Annotated in this window: 17 protein-coding genes and 1 pseudogene; 10 read left to right on the top strand and 8 right to left on the bottom strand. The window is 61.5% G+C overall.

Annotated features, from left to right (window positions below):
- Positions 1 to 5: 5 nt before the first annotated feature.
- Complete coding sequence (locus D109_RS0107805) at positions 6 to 713, bottom strand: PolC-type DNA polymerase III (protein WP_017476400.1); 708 nt, start codon at positions 711 to 713, stop codon at positions 6 to 8.
- Positions 710 to 2,632, bottom strand: coding sequence for a putative nucleotidyltransferase substrate binding domain-containing protein (locus tag D109_RS0107800; protein WP_032868389.1), 1,923 nt, complete (start codon positions 2,630 to 2,632; stop codon positions 710 to 712). The genes D109_RS0107805 and D109_RS0107800 overlap by 4 nt, the downstream gene beginning before the upstream one ends.
- Before the next feature lie 246 nt (positions 2,633 to 2,878).
- On the opposite strand from D109_RS0107800, the gene D109_RS0107795 reads away from it, so the two are divergent.
- Complete coding sequence (locus tag D109_RS0107795; RefSeq protein WP_017476398.1) at positions 2,879 to 3,325, top strand: response regulator; 447 nt, start codon at positions 2,879 to 2,881, stop codon at positions 3,323 to 3,325.
- A 63-nt stretch (positions 3,326 to 3,388) separates the two neighbouring features.
- On the opposite strand, the gene D109_RS0107790 is transcribed toward D109_RS0107795, so the two are convergent.
- Positions 3,389 to 5,566 carry a malate synthase G gene (locus tag D109_RS0107790; RefSeq protein WP_017476397.1) on the bottom strand — a complete coding sequence of 726 codons (2,178 nt, stop codon included), beginning with the start codon at positions 5,564 to 5,566 and terminating at the stop codon, positions 3,389 to 3,391.
- A gap of 373 nt (positions 5,567 to 5,939) precedes the next feature.
- Between D109_RS0107790 and D109_RS1000000134850 the strand changes: the two are divergent.
- Positions 5,940 to 6,026: pseudogene (locus tag D109_RS1000000134850) on the top strand (outer membrane lipoprotein carrier protein LolA); the annotation flags it as partial.
- A 24-nt stretch (positions 6,027 to 6,050) separates the two neighbouring features.
- Entirely contained in the window at positions 6,051 to 6,569 is a 519-nt protein-coding gene (locus tag D109_RS0107785; protein ID WP_010167442.1) for a glycine cleavage system protein R, read from the top strand.
- 222 nt (positions 6,570 to 6,791) lie between these two features.
- On the opposite strand, the gene rarD is transcribed toward D109_RS0107785, so the two are convergent.
- From rarD to D109_RS0107760, 5 genes are all read right to left on the bottom strand, one after another.
- Complete coding sequence (rarD, locus tag D109_RS0107780) at positions 6,792 to 7,676, bottom strand: EamA family transporter RarD (protein ID WP_017476396.1); 885 nt, start codon at positions 7,674 to 7,676, stop codon at positions 6,792 to 6,794.
- Between the two features lie 107 nt (positions 7,677 to 7,783).
- Positions 7,784 to 8,758 (bottom strand): serine/threonine protein kinase, encoded by a 975-nt coding sequence (locus tag D109_RS0107775; protein ID WP_017476395.1) that lies wholly within the window; start codon positions 8,756 to 8,758, stop codon positions 7,784 to 7,786.
- Positions 8,759 to 8,936: 178 nt separating this feature from the next.
- Positions 8,937 to 10,835: a PhoX family phosphatase gene (locus tag D109_RS0107770; protein WP_017476394.1), complete on the bottom strand. Its 1,899-nt coding sequence runs from the start codon at positions 10,833 to 10,835 to the stop codon at positions 8,937 to 8,939.
- A gap of 71 nt (positions 10,836 to 10,906) precedes the next feature.
- Positions 10,907 to 11,671, bottom strand: a complete 765-nt coding sequence (locus D109_RS0107765; RefSeq protein WP_017476393.1) for a TOBE domain-containing protein — start codon at positions 11,669 to 11,671, stop codon at positions 10,907 to 10,909.
- Between the two features lie 57 nt (positions 11,672 to 11,728).
- On the bottom strand, positions 11,729 to 12,466 hold the full coding sequence (locus D109_RS0107760; RefSeq protein WP_017476392.1) for a ComF family protein: 738 nt from the start codon (positions 12,464 to 12,466) through the stop codon (positions 11,729 to 11,731).
- Positions 12,467 to 12,556: 90 nt separating this feature from the next.
- Here D109_RS0107760 and bioB point away from each other — a divergent pair, with 90 nt between their 5' ends.
- The 7 genes from bioB (at position 12,557) to D109_RS0107725 (ending at position 19,680) form a co-directional block, all read left to right on the top strand.
- On the top strand, positions 12,557 to 13,612 hold the full coding sequence (gene bioB, locus D109_RS0107755; protein ID WP_017476391.1) for a biotin synthase BioB: 1,056 nt from the start codon (positions 12,557 to 12,559) through the stop codon (positions 13,610 to 13,612).
- Between the two features lie 153 nt (positions 13,613 to 13,765).
- Positions 13,766 to 14,944: an 8-amino-7-oxononanoate synthase gene (bioF, locus tag D109_RS0107750; RefSeq protein ID WP_017476390.1), complete on the top strand. Its 1,179-nt coding sequence runs from the start codon at positions 13,766 to 13,768 to the stop codon at positions 14,942 to 14,944.
- Positions 14,937 to 15,668: an alpha/beta fold hydrolase gene (locus D109_RS0107745; RefSeq protein WP_017476389.1), complete on the top strand. Its 732-nt coding sequence runs from the start codon at positions 14,937 to 14,939 to the stop codon at positions 15,666 to 15,668. The genes bioF and D109_RS0107745 overlap by 8 nt, the downstream gene beginning before the upstream one ends.
- Entirely contained in the window at positions 15,661 to 16,470 is an 810-nt protein-coding gene (bioC, locus tag D109_RS0107740; protein WP_017476388.1) for a malonyl-ACP O-methyltransferase BioC, read from the top strand. Before D109_RS0107745 ends, bioC begins: the two co-directional genes overlap by 8 nt.
- A complete protein-coding gene (gene bioD / locus D109_RS0107735) occupies positions 16,467 to 17,147 on the top strand; it encodes a dethiobiotin synthase (RefSeq protein ID WP_017476387.1) in 681 nt (226 codons plus the stop codon). The genes bioC and bioD overlap by 4 nt, the downstream gene beginning before the upstream one ends.
- Positions 17,148 to 17,254: 107 nt before the next feature.
- Entirely contained in the window at positions 17,255 to 17,536 is a 282-nt protein-coding gene (locus D109_RS0107730) for a hypothetical protein (RefSeq protein WP_017476386.1), read from the top strand.
- Positions 17,537 to 17,874: 338 nt separating this feature from the next.
- A complete protein-coding gene (locus tag D109_RS0107725) occupies positions 17,875 to 19,680 on the top strand; it encodes a phenylacyl-CoA dehydrogenase (RefSeq protein WP_008434376.1) in 1,806 nt (601 codons plus the stop codon).
- Positions 19,681 to 19,799: the final 119 nt, after the last annotated feature.

The raw sequence follows: 19,799 nt of genomic DNA, 5'->3' as shown, positions 1-19,799 counted from the left end.
CACCATTAGAATGAGGGTGCTTGCTTGCGGCGTTTCCATTGGCCCAGGCGCTGTTGTAACGCGCGCGGGCTGTCGATCTGCTGCTGCCGTGCGCGGCTGAACAAAATCAACATCAACTCCGCCGTCGCCAACGCATCTGCACTGGCGTGGTGACGCTCGCCCACTTGCAGTTTGAAATGCGTGATCCAGTCATCCAGCCCCGCTTCGCGGATGTTGGCATCAGGGCACAGCAGCGGGGCGATGTCGGCCACGTCCAGGAACGGGTGGTTCAAGCGGTAGCCCAGGCTGTCCTTGAGCGCCCGGCACAGCATGTGTTGATCGAAGGGCGCATGAAACGCCAGCAACGGGCTGTCACCGACAAACGCCATGAAGTCCATCAGCGCTTCAGCCGGATCACTGCCCGCCGCGATGGCACTGGGGCCCAGGCCGTGGATCAGCACGCTGGGACTGAGCTTGGTCTCGGCCCGTTGCAGGGTGCGTTCGAACAGCTGGGAAAAGTCCACCGCGCCGTCTTCGATCACCACCGCGCCAATGGAAAGCACTTGGTCACGATTGAGGTTCAGGCCGCTGGTTTCCAGGTCCACTACTACCCAGCGCTGGTCCCGCAGCGAACCGTCACCCAGCTCCCGAGGTTTGGGCAATTGCTCAACCCGCCGCTGTTGCGCTGCGTCCAGGCCAGGTTTGGGTTTGCGCAGCCAGCCAAACAAGCTCACAGCTGATACCGCAAGGTCAGGCTGCTTTGCAGGCGTTGGGCCTGACGCAGGGATTCGCGCAGGATGCGCCGGTCCAGGTGGTTGAGGCTGTCGGGGTCGACCCGGTTGGAGTAGGGCAGGTTCTCGCGGGTTTGCAGTTGGTGCTGCTGCATGCGGGTTTGCTGGATGAAATGGTAGGCCTCTTCGTAGGCTGCACCGTCGAGGCGCTCGATGACTTCCTTGGCCACCAGTTGGCGCAAGCGCTCCAGGGTGTTGATGGCGCTGATACCGTTGGCCAATGCCAGCAGCCGGGCACCGTCGACAAAGGGTGTGAGGCCTTGCACCTTGAGGTCGAGTGTTGCCTTGTCGGCGCCTTTGCGCGTCAGCACGAAATCCCGGAAACGCCCCACTGGTGGGCGCTGGCGCAACGCGTTTTCGGCCAGCATGCGCTGGAACAAACGGTTGTCTGCCACCTGATCGAGAATGCCCTGACGCAGTTGCTCGCACCCTTGCTCATCGCCCCAGACCACCCGCAGATCAAAATAGATGCTCGAACCCAACAGGTTCTCCGGCGTCGCCTCACGGATAAACCCGGCAAAACGCCGCGCCCATTCAGCCCGGGACAGGCACAACTCAGGGTTGCCGGCCATGATGTTGCCCTTGCACAGGGTGAAGCCGCACAGCGCCAGGCTCTGATTGATCTGCTGTGCCAGGGGCAGCAGGCGGCCACGAATCTCGGCGGCTTCGGCGGCGTCCTTGGCTTCGAACAGAATGCCGTTGTCCTGGTCGGTATACAGCGTCTGCTCGCGGCGGCCCTCGCTGCCGAAACACAGCCAACTGAACGGCACGCCGGGGTCGCCCTTGTCAGCCAGGGTCAACTCGATGACGCGGCACACCGTGTGGTCATTGAGCAAGGTGATGATGTGGGTGATCTGCGTGGACGACGCACCGTGGGCCAGCATGCGCTCCACCAACTGGCCGATTTCGCCACGGATCGCCACCAGGTTTTCGACCCTGGGCGCATTGCGAATGGTGCGCGCCAGGTGCACGAGGTCTACCCGTTGCAGGGAAAACAGATCGCGTTCGGACACCACGCCACACAGGCGCTGATCCTTGACCAGGCACACGTGGGCGATATGCCGTTCGGTCATCGCGATCGCGGCGTCGAAGGCGCTGTGGTCCGGGGTGAGGAAGAACGGCGCCTGGGTCATGTGGCGCTCGATGCCCTGGTTGAAATCGCTGGTACCGTCGGCCACCACCTGGCGCAGGTCCCGCAGGGTGAAAATCCCCAGGGGCGCCTTGTGTTCATCCACGATCACAATGCTGCCCACTTGCTGCTCGTGCATTTGCGTGACTGCTTCACGCAGCGGCGTCAGCGGGCTGCAGGTCACCGGGTGACGCATGGCCAATTCCCCCAGGCGGGTGTTCAGCGAGTATTGCGTGCCGAGGGTTTCCACGGCCTTTTGCTGGACTTGCTGGTTGACCTGGTCCAGCAGGCTGCTCACCCCGCGCAAGGCGAAATCGCGAAATACACTGGAAAGGGCGAACAGCTTGATAAAGGCCGGTTTGTTCAGTTGCAGGCAGAAGGTGTCTTCGGCGGCTTTATGTTCGGTGCGGGTCGCCCGTTCACCCAGCAGTGCCGCCAGTGGGAAACATTCACCGGTGGTGATTTCAAAGGTGGTTTCGGCTGAATCCGGCCGCTCGCCGACCACACGGCCCTGCTTGACGATATAGAAGTGTTCCACCGGCCCGCCCGAGGGCTTGAGGATGCTCTCGCCGGGGGCGTAGAAGCGCAATTGGCACTGCTCTACCAGAAACCCCAGGTGGGTGTTTTCCATCTGGTTGAACGGCGGGAAGCGTTGCAGGAATTGCAGGGTGCCGTGGATGTTCTGCAACACAGCGGTTTTCCCCGCTTGCGTGAAAGCATCAGCTTTACTCATACCTATGACCGCAGTTTTTTTGTCGTTATCGTTCCCCATGGTCGACTCCTGCGCTGCGGGTGCCCATTGGACGTAAGTCTAGGTAGCGATTCGCCCTCACTGACTAGGGAAAAACCTTACATGAATATCGTCCAAACCCCGTAGAACGCCCACTAGGCAAACTTTCCGACGAAGTGCACATTGTTCGCCCTTCCGGCGATGTCTGACTTCTGTGCTGGGAGATTGTTTAGAACTGCCGAGAAACGTATGTCCGACCACGATATTTTGAGTGACGCCGAGCGCGAGGCCCTGAGCGCGGTTATGCAGGAGCCTGATTTACCGCCACAACGGGTTTTGATCGTGGATGACGACAAGGACGCGCGCGAACTGTTGGCAGAAATTCTTGGCTTGGACGGTATTCGCTGCATGACCGCCGACAGCGGCGAGGCGGCATGGGACTTGTTGAGCTCCAGCAGCTCCATTGGCTTACTGATCACCGACCTGCGCATGGCACCGAGCAACGGGCTGCAACTGATTCGCCAGGTACGCGAATCCCCCCGGGCGGCGCTGCCGATCATCATCATGTCGGGGGATGCTGAAGCGCCGGATGTGATTGATGCGATGCATTTGAGCGTGGTGGATTTTTTGCTCAAGCCCATTGATAGCGCGAAGCTGGCGAAGATGGTGAAGCGGGAGTTGGGGATGGCGCAGTAAAACCCCGTTCCCAAAAAAAAGCCCTGATCGAAAGATCAGGGCTTTTTCGTTTCTAGCGCTTACTCACAGACCATTCTTGGCCTTGAACTCCCGACGCCGACGGTGCAACACCGGCTCGGTGTACCCGTTCGGTTGCTTGGTCCCTTCAATCACCAACTCCACCGCTGCCTGGAATGCGATGTTGCTGTCGAAATCCGGAGCCAGCGGGCGATACAGCGCGTCACCGGCGTTCTGACGGTCCACCACCGGCGCCATGCGCTTGAGGCTTTCCATCACCTGGGCTTCATTGACGATGCCATGGCGCAGCCAGTTGGCGATGTGCTGGCTGGAGATACGCAGGGTGGCGCGGTCTTCCATCAGGCCAACGTCATTGATGTCCGGCACTTTCGAACAACCCACGCCCTGGTCGATCCAGCGCACCACGTAACCGAGGATGCCCTGGGCGTTGTTGTCCAGTTCGTTGCGGATTTCTTCGTCAGACCAATCGGTATTCTGGGCCAGAGGAATGGTCAGGATATCGTCCACCGACGCGCGTTCGCGCTTGGCCAACTCGGCCTGGCGGGCGAATACGTCAACCTTGTGATAGTGCAGCGCGTGCAGCGCAGCCGCCGTTGGCGAAGGAACCCATGCCGTGTTGGCGCCGGCCAGCGGGTGGGCAATTTTCTGCTCGAGCATGGCGGCCATCAGGTCGGGCATCGCCCACATGCCTTTACCGATTTGTGCGCGGCCTTGCAGGCCGGTGCTCAAGCCGATATCGACGTTCCAGTTTTCGTAGGCGCCGATCCATTTCTCAGCCTTCATGGCGGCCTTGCGCACCATCGCGCCCGCTTCCATGGAGGTGTGGATTTCATCGCCGGTACGGTCGAGGAAGCCGGTGTTGATAAACACCACGCGCTCGCTGGCCGCCTTGATGCAGGCCTTGAGGTTGACCGTGGTGCGGCGCTCCTCGTCCATGATCCCGACTTTGAGGGTGTTGCGTGGCAGCTTCAGCACGTCTTCGATGCGGCCGAACAGCTCGTTGGTGAACGCGGCTTCTTCCGGGCCATGCATCTTCGGCTTAACGATGTACACCGAACCGGTGCGGCTGTTCTTGCGGCTGGTGTTGCCGTTGAGGCTGTGGATAGCCGACAGGCTGGTGAGCAGGCCGTCGAGAATGCCTTCCGGCACTTCGTTGCCGTCTTTGTCGAGGATCGCGTCGATGGTCATCAAGTGGCCAACGTTGCGCACGAATAGCAGCGAACGACCGTGCAGGGTCACTTCCTTACCGTCGGCACCGGTGTAGACGCGGTCGGCGTTCATGGTGCGGGTAAAGGTCTTGCCACCCTTGGCGACTTCTTCCGACAGGTCGCCCTTCATCAGGCCGAGCCAGTTGCGGTAGATCACCACCTTGTCATCGGCATCGACGGCGGCGACGGAGTCTTCGCAGTCCATGATGGTGGTCAGGGCGGCTTCCATCAGCACGTCCTTCACGCCGGCGGCATCGGTCTGGCCGACCGGGGTGCTGGCGTCGATCTGGATTTCGAAGTGCAGGCCGTTGTGCTTGAGCAGGACGGCAGTCGGCTTGGCAGCGTCGCCCTGGTAGCCGATCAACTGCGCATCGCTGCGCAGGCCGCTGTTGCTGCCGCCCTTGAGGCTGACCACCAGCTTGCCGTCGACGATCTTGTAGCCAGTGGAGTCCACATGGCTACCGGCTGCCAGTGGCGCGGCTTCGTCGAGGAAGGCGCGGGCGAAGGCGATGACCTTGTCGCCACGTACCTTGTTGTAGCCTTTGCCTTTCTCGGCGCCGTCGGCTTCGCTGATGGCATCGGTGCCATAGAGCGCGTCATACAGCGAACCCCAGCGCGCATTCGAGGCGTTGAGGGCGAAACGGGCGTTCATCACCGGCACCACCAGCTGCGGGCCGGCCATGTGGGCAATTTCTTCATCGACGTTTTGGGTCGAGGCCTGGAAATCCGCGGCTTCTGGCAGCAGGTATCCGATATCTTGAAGGAAGGCTTTGTAGGCCACCGCGTCGTGGGCCTGGCCGGCGTGTGTCTGGTGCCAGGTGTCGATCCGCGCTTGAAAATCGTCGCGTTTGGCGAGTAGGGCTTTGTTCTTCGGCGCCAGGTCGTGGATGACCTTGTCGGCACCGGCCCAGAACTGGTCGGCGGTAATGCCGGTACCAGGAATGGCTTCGTTGTTCACGAAGTCGAACAGGACTTTGGCGACCTGCAGGCCACCGACTTGAACGTGTTCAGTCATTGCTTGCCTCACTCTGCGGAGCTTATGCGCTTTTCAGCTTTTCAATTTACCAATGAAGCCTCTGGCCATGTAAACCGCGAGCATGCCGCACCAGTACATGCCGATGAAGGCGGCTGGGCGGGCTGCGTCGCGGTGCGTGGTTGCCTTGGCAGACATCGACCTAACGTTATGTAGTGCGCGATTGGGCATACTACATGATGAGTTGCGGTTGTGAAAATTAGACTAAATACGTCGTTTAGCGACCCACTTTGGTCGTACGGTCACAGTGGGGTACAGGATGTTCTCAAAAAACTATTGGATTGTTCCAGATAAATATAAAAATGGTACACGATTTGTTTTCGCGGGCGCCTGCGTCCACCTTGTAAGAGCGAGCTTGCTCGCGAAGATCGTTAACGATAACGCGGGATGCCTGACACCCAACGGTGCTCTCACGTTCTTCGCGAGCAAGCTCGCTCCTACAGAATCATAAGAAGAGGACGACACCATGGACCATCTCGTACTGACTGTCATCGCCCCGGACAAACCTGGCGTGGTCGAACGCATCGCCCAATGCATCGCGTCCCACGGCGGCAACTGGCTGGAAAGCCGTATGGCGCACATGGCCGGGCAGTTTGCCGGGATCTTGCGGGTGAGTGTGCCGGCGGAAAATCGTCTGGATTTGATTGGGGCGCTGGAAGACTTGTCCACCCACGGCATTCGCGTACTGCTGGGCGAAAGCAGCTCGGTCGCCGCCAGCGAGTCGCAACCGATCGCGATGGCGCTGGTGGGCAATGACCGGCCGGGGATTGTTCGCGACATCACCGCGCTGCTCAGCAAGCAGGGCGTCAACCTGGAGCGCTTGATCACCGACGTGCGACCGGCACCCATGAGCAGCGACCTGCTGTTCCATGCCGAAGCCTTGCTGGCGGTGCCTTTGACACTGCCGTTGGAAACTTTGCAGGCGGCATTGGAAACCCTGGCAGACGACCTGATGGTGGAACTGGAGCTGCGCAGCGAGGAATAGTTGCCCACAAGGTTATGCATGGAAATCTTGCATGGGCCTGTGGATAACCTGTAGAGACCCGCGCCCAGCCCAGGCGGGCCGCGGCTCTTCGCTGGCTGAGCAAAAAACGAACAGTTTCAAGGGCTTGTGCACAAACGCCGGGGATCAGGCTGTGGATAACCTTGGGGTGAATGCCTGCAAGCCACGCCGGCTGTGGCTTGCAGGGGGTTGTTCGTTATTTGATCAGTTTTTCCGTACGGTCAGCCAGGCGTCGAGGCTGTAAACCACCAGGCCGGCCCAGATAAAGCAGAAAGCGATCAACGTGGCCGGCGCCAGATGTTCGTTGAACAGCAGCACCGCTTCCAGCAGCACCAGTGTCGGCGCCACGTATTGCAGGAAGCCCAGGGCGGTGTAGGGCAAATGCCGCGCGGCGGCGTTGAAACACACCAGTGGGATCAGTGTCACCGGGCCAGCGGCCACCAGCCACCACGCTTCGGACGTGCTCCAGAACGCCATCTGCGCACTGTGGGCGGACGGGTTGAACAGCAGCCACGCGATGGCAATCGGCACCAGCATCCAGGTTTCCACCACCAGCCCGGGCAGCGCCTTGACCGGCGCCTGCTTGCGGATCAATCCATAGAAACCGAAAGTCGCCGCCAGTACCAGGGACACCCACGGCAAGCTGCCGACCTGCCACACCTGTTGCGCCACACCCACTGCCGCCAGGCCCACGGCCACCCATTGCAGGCGGCGCAGGCGCTCGCCCAGGATCACCATGCCCAGCAGCACGTTCACCAGCGGGTTGATGTAGTAACCGAGACTGGCCTCGAGCATGCGGCCACTGTTCACCGACCACACGTAGGTCAGCCAGTTGGCCGCGATCAAGGTGCCGCTGAGTGCGAGGATTGCCAGGCGCTTGGGGTTGTCCCGCAGTTCTCGGAGCCAGCCCGGGTGTTTCCAGACCATCAGCAGCAAACTGCCAAACAGCGCGGACCACAGCACGCGGTTGACGATGATTTCTGCGGCGGGAACGCTGGCGATGGCCTTGAAGTAGATCGGGAACAGGCCCCAGATGACGTAGGCACTCAGGCCCAATATGTATCCGCGACGGGGGTTGGCGGCTTGCATGCAGAATCCTTGCTTAGGCAGCTAACAAAGCCGCGATTGTAAGGATATTTGTCAGGGGATGTGTGTTGAAAGTGTAGGGCCCAAGGTCAGGGCCCAGACGGCAGGGATCAGAACAGCTTCAACGGTTCTTCGTTGAGCGCCGACAACTGTTCACGCAACGCCAGCACCTGGTCGCCCCAGTAACGTTCGCTGCCGAACCACGGGAAGCTGTGGGGGAACGCCGGGTCGTCCCAGCGCCGCGCGAGCCAGGCGCTGTAGTGCATCAGGCGCAGGGCGCGCAGCGGTTCGATCAGGGCCAGTTCGCGCGGGTCGAAGTCGTGGAATTCCTGGTAGCCGTCCATCAATTCCGACAGCTGCCCCAGGCATTCCTGACGGTCACCGGCGAGCATCATCCAAAGGTCCTGAACGGCAGGGCCCATGCGGCAGTCATCAAGGTCGACGATGTGGAACATCTCGTCGCGGCACATCATGTTGCCGGGGTGGCAATCACCGTGCATGCGGATGTTCTTGTGGGGCGTGGCCTTGTAGACCTCTTCCACACGCTTGAGCAGGTCGCGGGCAACGGACTCGTAGGCGGGCAGCAGGCTGCGAGGAATGAAATTGCCTTCCAGCAGGGTGTTCAGGGAATCGTGACCGAAATTCTTCACGCCCAGGGCTTCGCGGTGTTCGAAGGGGCGGGTGGAACCGACCGCGTGCAGGCGCCCGAGCAGTTGGCCGAGGCGATACAGCTGGTCGAGGTTGCCCGGCTCTGGCGCGCGGCCACCCCGGCGCGGGAACAGGGTGAAGCGGAAACCGGCGTGTTCGAACAGGCTTTCACCGTTGTGAATCATCGGCGCCACCACCGGCACGTCGCACTCGGCCAGTTCGAAGGTGAAGCTGTGTTCTTCGAGGATCGCTTCGTTGGTCCAGCGCTGAGGCCGGTAGAACTTGGCGATCAAGGGCTCGGAGTCTTCGATGCCGACCTGGTACACACGGTTTTCGTAGCTGTTGAGCGCGAGGATGCGGGCGTCGCTGAGGAAACCGATGCTTTCGACAGCGTCGAGCACCAGGTCAGGGGTCAGTGTTTCAAACGGGTGTGCCATGCGAACTCCTGCGCGCAGCAGGGCGCCGCGTCCGGCCGGGTATGGTAACGCACCCAGGGTTGGATAGGTGGTGACTGTTCTGATGCCTTCGCGAGCAAGCCCGCTCCCACATTTGACCGCATTCCAAAGCCAGGACTCGGTTTAATGTGGGAGCGGGCTTGCTCGCGAAGAGGCCTTATCAGGCGCCGACGATCCCGCCATCATCCCGACGAATCGCCATCACCGACGACCGTGGCTTGCCATTCGGCAGGTGCTCCGGCCAGGTCGAACCACCGGTTTCCCCCGGATGCTGAATCCCCACGAACAGGGTTTTCTGGTCCGGCGAGAAGCTGATCCCGGTCACTTCACAGGCCACCGGCCCTACCATGAACCGGCGAATTTCACCGGTCGACGGGTCGGCACACAGCATCTGGTTGTTACCCATCCCGGCAAAGTCGCCACCGTTGCTGTAGTCGCCATCGGTCAGGATCCACAACCGCCCGGCCTTGTCGAAGCCCAGCCCATCCGGGCTGTTGAACATGTTCTGCGGGTTGATGTTGGACGAGCCGCCCTTTGGCGTCCCGGCATGCACCGCCGGGTTGCCGGCCACCACAAACAGGTCCCAGCTGAAGTCCGGCGCGCCATGGTCATTGGCGTTGGCCTTCCAGCGCAGGATCTGCCCGTAGACGTTTTTCTCCCGCGGGTTCGGGCCGCCGACCGGCTGGCCGTCTTCGCCGCGCTTGGCGTTGTTGGTCAGGGTGCAATACACCTGGCCGTCGGTGGGGCTGACCACGATCCATTCCGGGCGGTCCATGCGGGTGGCTTTCACCACGCTGGCGGCCAGGCGTGCGTGGATCAGCACTTCGGCCTGGCTGGCGAAACCGCTGTTGGCGTCGATGCCGTTCTTGCCGTAGGTCAGTTCGACCCATTGGCCCTGGCCCTTGGGATGGTCGGCATTGCCGTCGCCCGCGTCGAAGATCGCCACGTACAAGGTGCCGTGGTCCAGCAGGTCCTTGTTGGCCTTGGGGTTCTTGTGATTGATCTTGTCGCGGCTGATGAACTTGTAGATGAACTCGCCGCGTTCGTCGTCGCCCATGTACACCACGGCGCGGCCGTCGCGGGTTTCCGCCAAGGCGGCGTTTTCGTGCTTGAAGCGGCCCAGGGCGGTGCGTTTGACCGGCGTGGGTTGGGGGTCGAACGGGTCGATTTCCACCACCCAGCCATGGCGGTTGAGTTCGTTGGGGTTCTTGGCCAGGTCGAAGCGCGGGTCGTGGGGGTGCCAGTTGATGTCTTTGCTGGCGGCCACTACGCCGTAGCGTTTCTGCCCGGCGTCGAAGGTCTGTTGCGGGTTGCTGCTGCCGAAGCAGTCGGTGAAGTTCTCTTCGCAGGTCAGGTAGGTGCCCCACGGGGTCTTGCCGTTGGCGCAGTTCTGGAAGGTGCCGAGGACTTTCTTGCCGGTTTTGTCGGCGCTGGTTTTCAGCCAGGCATGGCCCGCTGCGGGGCCGCCAAAGCGGATCGGCGAGTTGCCGTGGATGCGCCGGTTGTAGCGCGAGTCCTGGACGAACTGCCAGGTGCCGCCTTTGCGCCGCACTTCGATCACCGACACCCCTTCGCTGGCCAGTGCCTTGCGCACGTCTTCGGCTGATTGCGGGGAGCCGCCGTGGGCGTAGAGGTAGCGATAGTTGGTGTATTCGTTGTTGATCGCCATCAGCGCTCGGTTGTCGTCACCGGGGAAGGCAAACAGGCTCATGCCGTCGTTGTTGTCGCCGAACTGTTGTTCCTGGGCCTTGGCGGTGCCGTTGCCGCTGGGGTCGAAGGCCGGCGCGTTCTTGTGCAGCGGCTGGCCCCAACTGATTAGTACCGAGGCGCTGTAGCCGGGGGGCAGGGTGATGGTGTCGCTGGTGGCTGCGGCGATGCTGGTGAAACCCAGCAATGGGCTGTTCGACGCGGCGTTGACGGCCAGGGCGCTGCGGGTCAGCAGGTTGCCGCCGAGGAACATCGCCGCACCGCACAGGGCGCCGGCGCCGATAAAACGCCGGCGGGTGAGGCCGACCATCTGTTCCAGGTCGGTGGCTTGGTTTTCTTCTAATAGGCTCATTTCAGGCTCCCTGCGGGTTTTTGCAGACACCTTAGGGAGCGGTCGTGACGAAATTGTTGCAGTTTGAAGCGTTACACCGGGGTGCCCAGCAGCACGTTGCTGGGGGAGAACTGCACCTTCACCTGCATGCCTTCGGTGGCATTGATCTGCGCAAGTGCGTCGGGCCGGGCCAGGGCACACAAAACCTGACCATTGGGCAAAGTGATACGGACCTCGCTGGGGCCATCATCGGCGTCGAGAATCGCCTCGATTTTTCCTTCCAGGCAATTGTGTCCAGGTGTTGCTGACTGCGAGGCGGCCAGCACTTCAAGCCAGCCAGCCTTGATCAGGGCCACCACCTCGGTGCCGGTCTCCAGCTCCAGATGCAAAGTACTGTCGTGGGTGATCTGTGCATCCAGGCTCAGCCCGCCGGCCAGTTCCAGGCGAATCAGGTCGTTGCGGCCATGGCTGTCGATGGCCATGACCTTGCCGTGCAACTGGTTGCGCGCGCTGGTGCGCAGCATCAGGCGGCCCAGCAGGTTGAAGTCGCTGGCGTCTTCGACGGAATCCAGCACCTGGGCTTGCAGCACTTGCAGACGCTGGTAGAGGCGCAACACCCGTTCGCCTTCTGCCGTCAGCTTGGCGCCGCCACCGCCCTTGCCGCCGACACTGCGTTCCACCAGGGGCTTTTGCGCCAGGTTGTTCAGCTCGTCGATGGCGTCCCACGCGGCCTTGTAGCTCAAGCCCGCGCTCTTTGCCGCGCGGGTGATGGAGCCCTGTTCGGCAATGTGTTGCAGCAACGCAATGCGTTGGGGGCGGCGGACGATGTGTTGGCTCAAGAGGGTTGGCAGGGACATGGGGACACGCTTCGATGGAATGGGCAGACGTTGCGGGCAGGGCGTCTGAGAGTCAAGTCATGTGCCGGGTTTGGGCGTGCGGGCCAGGCAATACACATCCACCTGTCGGGCGCCGGCGTCCGTCAATAGGCTGGCCAGGCTGTTGGCGGTGGCGCCGGTGGTCAGTACGTCATCGATCAGCGCCAGGTGTCGGCCTTTGATTTGCGCACCGTCCGCCAAGGCAAAGGCCTGGAGCAGGTTGCGCTGGCGGGTCTTGGCGTCCAGGTCCTGTTGCGCCACCGTTTCATGAGGCCGTAACAGCAGGTGCTCATCGTAGGGGATATTCAGGTCCTTGCTCAGCCAGCGCGCGAGCATGGCTGACTGGTTGTAACCCCGTTCCCGCAGGCGTTTGCGAGCCAGGGGCACGGGTAGCAGGCAGTCGGGGCGCGTCAGCTGCGCATCGTCATAACGGTGTTGCAGAAACTGCCCCAGCAGGTGCGCGAGCAAATGGCCCAGCGGCCATCGGGCCTGATGCTTGAAGCGGCTGATCAGGCTGTCGATGGGAAAGCTGTAGGTCCAGGGGGCAACCACCTGTTTAAACGCCGGTGGTCGCTTCAGGCATTGGCCGCACACCAGGCCCGACATGGGCAACGGCAGCGCGCACACTTCGCAATGATCCATCAACCAGGGCAGTTCGGTTTCGCAGGTGTTGCAGATGGAATGGGCTGTTTCGCTGCTTTCATCACACACTAAACAGGTTTGGTTGCTTTTTAACCAGATGTAAACCTCGTGTTTCTTATCAAGTTGACAGTGCATGAATCTTCCTTAAATATGCCGAGCATCCGTGTCGTGCCTGTGGGTATTACTTTCCGCAGGGCTTGCCAAAGCATAATCAAGGAATCGCCCATGAGCGCCAGCATCACTGCCAACCTGCGTCACGATTGGTCTTTAACCGAAGTCAAAGCGCTGTTCGTGCAGCCCTTCAACGACCTGTTGTTCCAGGCGCAGACCGTGCACCGCGCGCATTTCGACGCCAACCGCGTCCAGGTTTCCACGCTGCTGTCGATCAAGACCGGCGCCTGCCCGGAAGATTGCAAATATTGTCCGCAGTCGGGCCACTACAACACGGGCCTGGAAAAAGAGAAGCTGATGGAAGTGCAGAAGGTCCTCGAAGAGGCCGCTCGCGCCAAGGCCATCGGTTCGACCCGCTTCTGCATGGGCGCCGCCTGGAAACACCCGTCGGCCAAAGACATGCCCTACGTGCTGGAGATGGTCAAAGGCGTGAAAGCCATGGGTCTGGAAACCTGCATGACCCTCGGCCGCCTCGACCAGGACCAGACCGAAGCCCTGGCCCAGGCTGGTCTCGATTACTACAACCACAACCTCGACACGTCGCCGGAGTTCTACGGTTCGATCATCACTACCCGCACCTACGCCGAGCGTTTGCAAACCCTGGCCTACGTGCGTGATTCGGGGATGAAGATCTGCTCCGGCGGCATCCTCGGCATGGGCGAGTCCCTGGACGACCGCGCCAACCTGCTGATCCAGTTGGCCAACCTGCCGGAGCATCCGGAATCGGTGCCGATCAACATGCTGGTGAAGGTTGCCGGCACGCCGTTGGAAAACGCCGACGACATCGACCCGTTCGACTTCATCCGCATGCTGGCAGTGGCGCGCATCCTGATGCCGCAGTCCCATGTGCGGCTGTCGGCCGGGCGTGAGGCGATGAACGAGCAGATGCAGGCCCTGGCGTTTTTTGCCGGTGCCAACTCGATTTTCTACGGCGACAAACTGCTGACCACCGCCAACCCGCAGGCGGACAAGGACATGCAACTGTTCTCGCGCCTGGGCATCTTGCCGGAGGCTCGCGAAGAGCACGCCGACGAAGTGCACCAGGCGGCGATCGAGCAGGCGCTGGTGGAGCAGAAGAGCAGCGAGCAGTTCTATAACGCGGCTGTTTGATAAGTCCACTTTGGAATGCCATCCAAATGTGGGAGCGGGCTTGCTCGCGAAGGCGGTGTGTCAGCCAATACATAAGCTGACTGATCCACTGCTTTCGCGAGCAAGCCCGCTCCCACATTTTTGACTGCGTTCATCCTGATCTACCGAGGTCTCATGTCTTTCGATCTCGCCGCGCGTCTTGCGGCTCGTCGTGCCGAACACCTGTATCGCCAGCGTCCACTGCTGCAGAGCCCTCAAGGCCCTGACGTGGTGGTCGATGGCCAGCCGTTGCTGGCGTTCTGCAATAACGACTACCTGGGCCTGGCCAATCACCCGCAAGTGATTGAAGCCTGGCGCGCGGGCGCTGCTCGCTGGGGTGTCGGTGGCGGCGCTTCGCATCTGGTGATTGGCCACAGCACGCCGCACCATGAACTGGAAGAAGCCTTGGCCGACCTGACTGGTCGCCCCCGGGCGCTGTTGTTCACCACCGGTTATATGGCCAACCTCGGCGCGGTCACGGCGCTGGTGGGGCAGGGCGATACGGTGCTGGAAGACCGTCTCAACCATGCCTCGCTGCTGGATGCCGGTTTGCTCTCCGGTGCACGCTTCAATCGTTACCTGCACAACGACGCGGCCAGTCTGGCCAAGCGCTTGGAGAAAGCCACGGGTAATGCGCTGGTGGTCACCGACGGCGTGTTCAGCATGGACGGCGACCTGGCTGACCTGCCGGCGCTGGCCCGTGAAACCCGGGCCAAGGGCGCATGGCTGATGGTGGATGACGCCCATGGCTTCGGGCCTTTGGGCGCCAACGGTGGTGGCATCGTCGAGCATTTCGGTTTGAGCCAGGAAGACGTGCCGGTGCTGGTAGGCACCTTGGGCAAGGCCTTCGGTACCGCCGGCGCATTTGTGGCGGGCAGCGAAGAGCTGATCGAAAGCCTGATCCAGTTCGCCCGCCCGTATATCTACACCACCAGCCAACCGCCGGCACTGGCCTGCGCCACGCTGAAAAGCCTGGAATTGCTGCGCACCGAGCATTGGCGGCGGGAGCATTTGAATGGGCTGATCCGCCAATTCCGCCAGGGTGCCGAGCAGATCGGCCTGGAGCTGATGGACAGTTTCACGCCGATCCAGCCGATCATGATTGGCGACAGTGCCCGTGCCGTGCGTTTGTCGCGGATGTTGCGCGAGCGTGGGCTGATGGTGACGGCGATCCGGCCACCGACCGTGCCAGCCGGCAGCGCTCGCCTGCGGGTAACCCTGACGGCGGCCCACAGCGAAGCCCAGGTGCAGCTATTGTTAAACGCATTGGAAGCGTGTTTCCGCTTGTTAGGCCAGGAGCCCGACCATGCGTGATCGACTGGTATTGCTGCCGGGTTGGGGCCTTGGCGTGTCACCGCTGGAACCGCTGGCGGCGGCGTTGCAAGGGCTGGATGAACACTTGCGGGTGCACATCGAACCCTTGCCGGTGTTGGCCACCAGCGACCTCGACGAATGGCTCGACGAACTGGACGCCAGCCTGCCGGACAACGCCTGGCTGGGCGGCTGGTCCCTCGGCGGGATGTTGGCTTCGGAGCTTGCAGCGCGCCGGGGTGATCGTTGCTGTGGCCTGGTGACCTTGGCCAGTAACCCGTGTTTTGTCGCCCATGATGGCTGGCCGAGCGCAATGCCCGGCGAAACCTTCGATGCGTTTCTCGCCGGGTGCAATGCCGATTCCCAGGTCACGCTCAAACGCTTCGGCCTGCTGTGCGCCAAGGGCGCGGAAGATCCTCGTGGGCTGGCGCGGTTGTTGGTCAGCGGGGCTCCGAATACGCCTTCGCCGGTCTTGATGACGGGCCTTGAGTTACTCGCTCAACTGGATACCCGTGAGGCGTTGCTGGCTTTTCGCGGCCCGCAATTGCATCTGTTTGCCGGCATGGACGGCCTGGTGCCCGCCGAGGCAGCCAGTGATCTGCTGACGTTGTTGCCCGATGTTGAAATCGGCCTGATTGAACAGGCCGGTCACGCTTTTCTACTGGAGGACCCCCATGGTGTGGCGGGGGCCATCCAGGCTTTTTTGCATGAGTGCGGTGATGACTGATTTGTCCCATGTGCTGCCCGGCGGCTTGCCAGACAAGCGTCAGGTAGCGGCCTCCTTTTCCCGCGCCGCCGCCAGTTACGACAGCGTTGCCGAGTTGCAGCGTGCGGTGGGCAGCGAGCTGTTGCGGCGTTTGCCCGAAGGTCTTTCTCCACAGCGCTGGCTGGACCTGGGCAGTGGCACGGGCTATTTCAGTCGTGTACTGGGCCAGTCATTTCCGGATAGCCAGGGTTTGGCCCTGGATATCGCCGAGGGCATGCTCAACCACGCCCGGCCCTTGGGCGGCGCGCAGCACTTTGTCGCTGGCGATGCCGAGCGCTTGCCGTTGCAGGACGCCAGTTGCGGGCTGATTTACTCCAGTTTGGCGGTGCAGTGGTGCTCGGATTTTGCAGCAGTGCTCAGTGAAGCGCGTCGTGTGTTGCAGCCCGGCGGTGTGCTGGCGTTTGCCAGCCTGTGCGTGGGTACGCTGGATGAGTTGCGCGAAAGCTGGCGCGCGGCGGATGGCATGGTTCATGTGAACCGCTTCCGGCCGTTCAGTGCTTATGAGCAGTTGTGCGCGGCCAGCGGCTTGCAGTTGCGTAGCCTGGAGCAGCGTCCCCACGTGTTGCACTACCCCGACGTGCGCAGCCTGACCCACGAACTGAAAGCATTGGGTGCGCACAATCTGAACCCGGGGCGCCCCGGAGGCTTGACGGGCCGGGCGCGGATTGTTGCACTGGTGCAAGCCTACGAGCAGTTCCGCCAGGCCCAGGGCCTGCCGGCGACTTATCAAGTGGTGTACGCCGTCCTGGAGAAACCTCTATGAATGCCGCTTACTTCATCACAGGGACCGACACTGATGTCGGCAAGACCACCATCGCCGTCGGCCTGCTGCATGCCGCGCGGCAAGCCGGCAAAAGTACCGCCGCGGGCAAACCGGTGGCCTCGGGTTGCCAACTGACGCCCAAGGGCCTGCGCAATTCGGATGCCCTGGCGTTGCTGGCCGAGTGTTCGCTGCCCTTGACCTATGCCGAGGTCAATCCGGTGGCGTTCGAGCCGGCCATCGCGCCGCATCTGGCAGCCCGCGAAGCCGGTGTGGCACTGACGGTGCAGTCGTTGTTGAAGCCCATGCAGCATATTCTGGCCAAGCAGGCAGACTTCACCTTGATTGAAGGCGCGGGCGGTTGGCGTGTGCCCTTGGCGGATCAGGACAATCTGTCGGACCTGGCCCAGGCGCTGAAGCTGCCGGTGATTCTGGTGGTGGGTGTGCGACTGGGTTGTATCAGTCACGCGTTGCTGACCGCCGAAGCCATCGCCCGGGACGGTTTACCGCTGGCGGGTTGGGTGGCGAATATCATCGATCCGAAGACCTCTCGTCTGGAAGAAAACCTCGCGACCCTGGCGGAGCGACTCCCCGCGCCATGCCTGGGAAGGGTGCCCAAGCTCAAGCATCCCAGCGCCGAAGCGGTCGCCGAGTACTTGCAACTGGACCTGCTTGACTAGTTTTGCCTATCAATAAGGCATTATGCCATTAGTGTTTTTAACGGGCCTTTTGCCGGTATGTCTGCTTCAATAAGGTTTCACGATTCTCTTTCAGGCAGGTTCACGCCATGGAAATCTCTGGTAGCAGTGCGTTTTACTCGGGACTGAGCGCCATTCAGACCGGGCAGAACCGTGTCGACCAGGCCGCCGGCAAGATCGCCAGCGCCGCCACTACCCAGCCTTCGGACGCGCAAAATGATCGTTTGCGTTCGGTAGAGGCCAATCAGGCCAGCAACTCGGCGAGCAATATGGTCGAGATGGCCCAAGGCAAGTTCCAGGTCGAGCTGGGCGCCAAAGTCGCCAAGGCTTCCGACGAAATGCTCGGTACGTTGATCGACACTTACGCATAAGCCCCCCTCTTATCGTGCGAGCTGGCTTCTCTGTGGGAGCTGGCTTGCCTGCGATAGCGTCACCTCGATCCTCCTGATACACCGCGGCGCCCGCATCGCAGGCAAGCCAGCTCCCACATTGATCTTCACCGCTCAATAATCTTTTTTCACCCCGAATCGTCATGCGGCATTTCGCTGCAGGCCTCGCCGTGCCTGACGTTGACCTGCGTCATGACAAACGGCATTTGCACGACGCTTGACAAGGATTGGTCGTAAACGTATGTTTCAAACAACTGTTTGACCGCTACAACAATCCACGCGGTTGTTCATCCCAGATACATCAGCAGAGGTTTATCGCTATGCCTGACTACAAGGCCCCCTTGCGTGATATTCGCTTCGTTCGTGACGAACTGCTCGGCTATGAAGCGCACTATCAGAGCCTGCCGGCTTGCCAGGACGCTACCCCGGACATGGTTGACGCCATTCTCGAAGAAGGCGCCAAGTTCTGTGAGCAGGTACTGGCACCGCTGAACCGCGTGGGTGACATCGAAGGTTGCACCTGGAGCGAGTCAGGCGTTAAGACCCCTACCGGTTTCAAAGAAGCCTACAAACAGTTCGTTGAAGGCGGCTGGCCAAGCCTGGCCCACGACGTGGCGCACGGTGGCCAAGGCCTGCCGGAGTCCCTGGGCCTAGCAGTCAGCGAAATGGTCGGCGAAGCCAACTGGTCGTGGGGCATGTACCCCGGTCTGTCCCATGGCGCGATGAACACCATTTCCGAGCACGGCACCCCCGAGCAGCAAGAGGCTTACCTGACCAAACTGGTGTCGGGCGAGTGGACCGGCACCATGTGCCTGACCGAACCGCACTGCGGCACCGACCTGGGCATGCTGCGCACCAAGGCCGAGCCTCAGGCTGATGGCTCCTACAAGGTTTCCGGCACCAAGATCTTCATCTCGGCCGGCGAACACGACATGGCCGACAACATCGTCCACATCGTGCTGGCTCGCCTGCCGGACGCACCGGCTGGCACCAAAGGCATTTCGCTGTTCATCGTTCCCAAGTTCGTACCGAACGCTGACGGCTCGATTGGCGAGCGCAACGCGGTGTCCTGTGGTTCCCTGGAACACAAGATGGGCATCCACGGCAACGCCACCTGCGTGATGAACTTCGACGCGGCCACCGGTTTCCTGATCGGCCCGGCGAACAAAGGCCTGAACTGCATGTTCACCTTTATGAACACCGCTCGTTTGGGTACCGCGCTGCAAGGCTTGTCCCACGCTGAAATCGGCTTCCAGGGCGGCCTGAAATATGCTCGCGACCGCCTGCAAATGCGCTCCCTGACTGGCCCGAAAGCGCCGGACAAGGCGGCCGACCCGATCATCGTGCACCCTGACGTGCGCCGCATGCTGCTGACCATGAAAGCCTTCGCCGAAGGCAACCGCGCGATGGTGTACTTCACCGCCAAGCAGGTTGACGTGGTCAAGTACGGCACCGACGACGAAGCCAAGAAACAGGCTGACGCACTGCTGGCGTTCATGACCCCGATCGCCAAGGCGTTCATGACCGAAGTCGGTTTTGAAGCCGCCAACCACGGCGTGCAAATCTACGGCGGCCACGGTTTCATCGCCGAGTGGGGCATGGAGCAGAACGTTCGCGACAGCCGTATTTCGATGCTGTACGAAGGCACCACCGGCATCCAGGCCCTCGACCTGCTGGGCCGTAAAGTGCTAATGACCCAAGGCGAAGCGCTGAAGGGCTTCACCAAGATCGTCCACAAGTTCTGCCAGGCCAACGAAGGCAACGAAGCGGTACAAGAATTCGTTGCACCGCTGGCGGCACTGAACAAAGAGTGGGGCGAGTTGACCATGAAGGTCGGCATGGCAGCCATGAAGGACCGTGAAGAAGTCGGCGCCGCCTCGGTGGATTACCTGATGTACTCCGGCTACGCCTGCCTGGCCTACTTCTGGGCTGACATGGCTCGCCTGGCCGCCGAGAAACTGGCTGCCGGCACTACCGAAGAAGGTTTCTACACCGCCAAGCTGCAGACTGCGCGCTTCTACTTCCAGCGCATCCTGCCGCGTACCCGCACTCACGTTGCAACCATGCTGTCGGGCGCCAACAACCTGATGGACATGAAAGAAGAGAACTTCGACCTGGGCTACTAAGCCTCGGCGAGTTCATTTCAAAAGCCGCCGCTCTTTCGGGAGCGGCGGCTTTTTTTATCGTTCCCATGCTCCGCGTGGGAATGCTGCCTGGGATGCTCTGCGTCCCGCTCCACGCCACT

The sequence above is a fragment of the Pseudomonas sp. PAMC 26793 genome, assembly GCF_000313235.1.
Classification (GTDB): domain Bacteria; phylum Pseudomonadota; class Gammaproteobacteria; order Pseudomonadales; family Pseudomonadaceae; genus Aquipseudomonas; species Aquipseudomonas yamanorum.
Note: the sequence above shows the minus strand (reverse complement) of the source record. Positions and strands in the feature narration are given on the sequence as shown.

Excerpts from the sequence above, each read along its gene's own strand:
- D109_RS0107800 (WP_032868389.1), bottom strand. The coding sequence starts at position 2,632 with ATGAGTAAAGCTGATGCTTTCACGCAAGCGGGGAAAACCGCTGTGTTG.
- D109_RS0107795 (WP_017476398.1), top strand. The coding sequence starts at position 2,879 with ATGTCCGACCACGATATTTTGAGTGACGCCGAGCGCGAGGCCCTGAGC.
- D109_RS0107790 (WP_017476397.1), bottom strand. The coding sequence starts at position 5,566 with ATGACTGAACACGTTCAAGTCGGTGGCCTGCAGGTCGCCAAAGTCCTG.
- D109_RS0107785 (WP_010167442.1), top strand. The coding sequence starts at position 6,051 with ATGGACCATCTCGTACTGACTGTCATCGCCCCGGACAAACCTGGCGTG.
- rarD (WP_017476396.1), bottom strand. The coding sequence starts at position 7,676 with ATGCAAGCCGCCAACCCCCGTCGCGGATACATATTGGGCCTGAGTGCC.
- D109_RS0107775 (WP_017476395.1), bottom strand. The coding sequence starts at position 8,758 with ATGGCACACCCGTTTGAAACACTGACCCCTGACCTGGTGCTCGACGCT.
- D109_RS0107770 (WP_017476394.1), bottom strand. The coding sequence starts at position 10,835 with ATGAGCCTATTAGAAGAAAACCAAGCCACCGACCTGGAACAGATGGTC.
- D109_RS0107765 (WP_017476393.1), bottom strand. The coding sequence starts at position 11,671 with ATGTCCCTGCCAACCCTCTTGAGCCAACACATCGTCCGCCGCCCCCAA.
- D109_RS0107760 (WP_017476392.1), bottom strand. The coding sequence starts at position 12,466 with ATGCACTGTCAACTTGATAAGAAACACGAGGTTTACATCTGGTTAAAA.
- bioB (WP_017476391.1), top strand. The coding sequence starts at position 12,557 with ATGAGCGCCAGCATCACTGCCAACCTGCGTCACGATTGGTCTTTAACC.
- bioF (WP_017476390.1), top strand. The coding sequence starts at position 13,766 with ATGTCTTTCGATCTCGCCGCGCGTCTTGCGGCTCGTCGTGCCGAACAC.
- D109_RS0107745 (WP_017476389.1), top strand. The coding sequence starts at position 14,937 with ATGCGTGATCGACTGGTATTGCTGCCGGGTTGGGGCCTTGGCGTGTCA.
- bioC (WP_017476388.1), top strand. The coding sequence starts at position 15,661 with ATGACTGATTTGTCCCATGTGCTGCCCGGCGGCTTGCCAGACAAGCGT.
- bioD (WP_017476387.1), top strand. The coding sequence starts at position 16,467 with ATGAATGCCGCTTACTTCATCACAGGGACCGACACTGATGTCGGCAAG.
- D109_RS0107730 (WP_017476386.1), top strand. The coding sequence starts at position 17,255 with ATGGAAATCTCTGGTAGCAGTGCGTTTTACTCGGGACTGAGCGCCATT.
- D109_RS0107725 (WP_008434376.1), top strand. The coding sequence starts at position 17,875 with ATGCCTGACTACAAGGCCCCCTTGCGTGATATTCGCTTCGTTCGTGAC.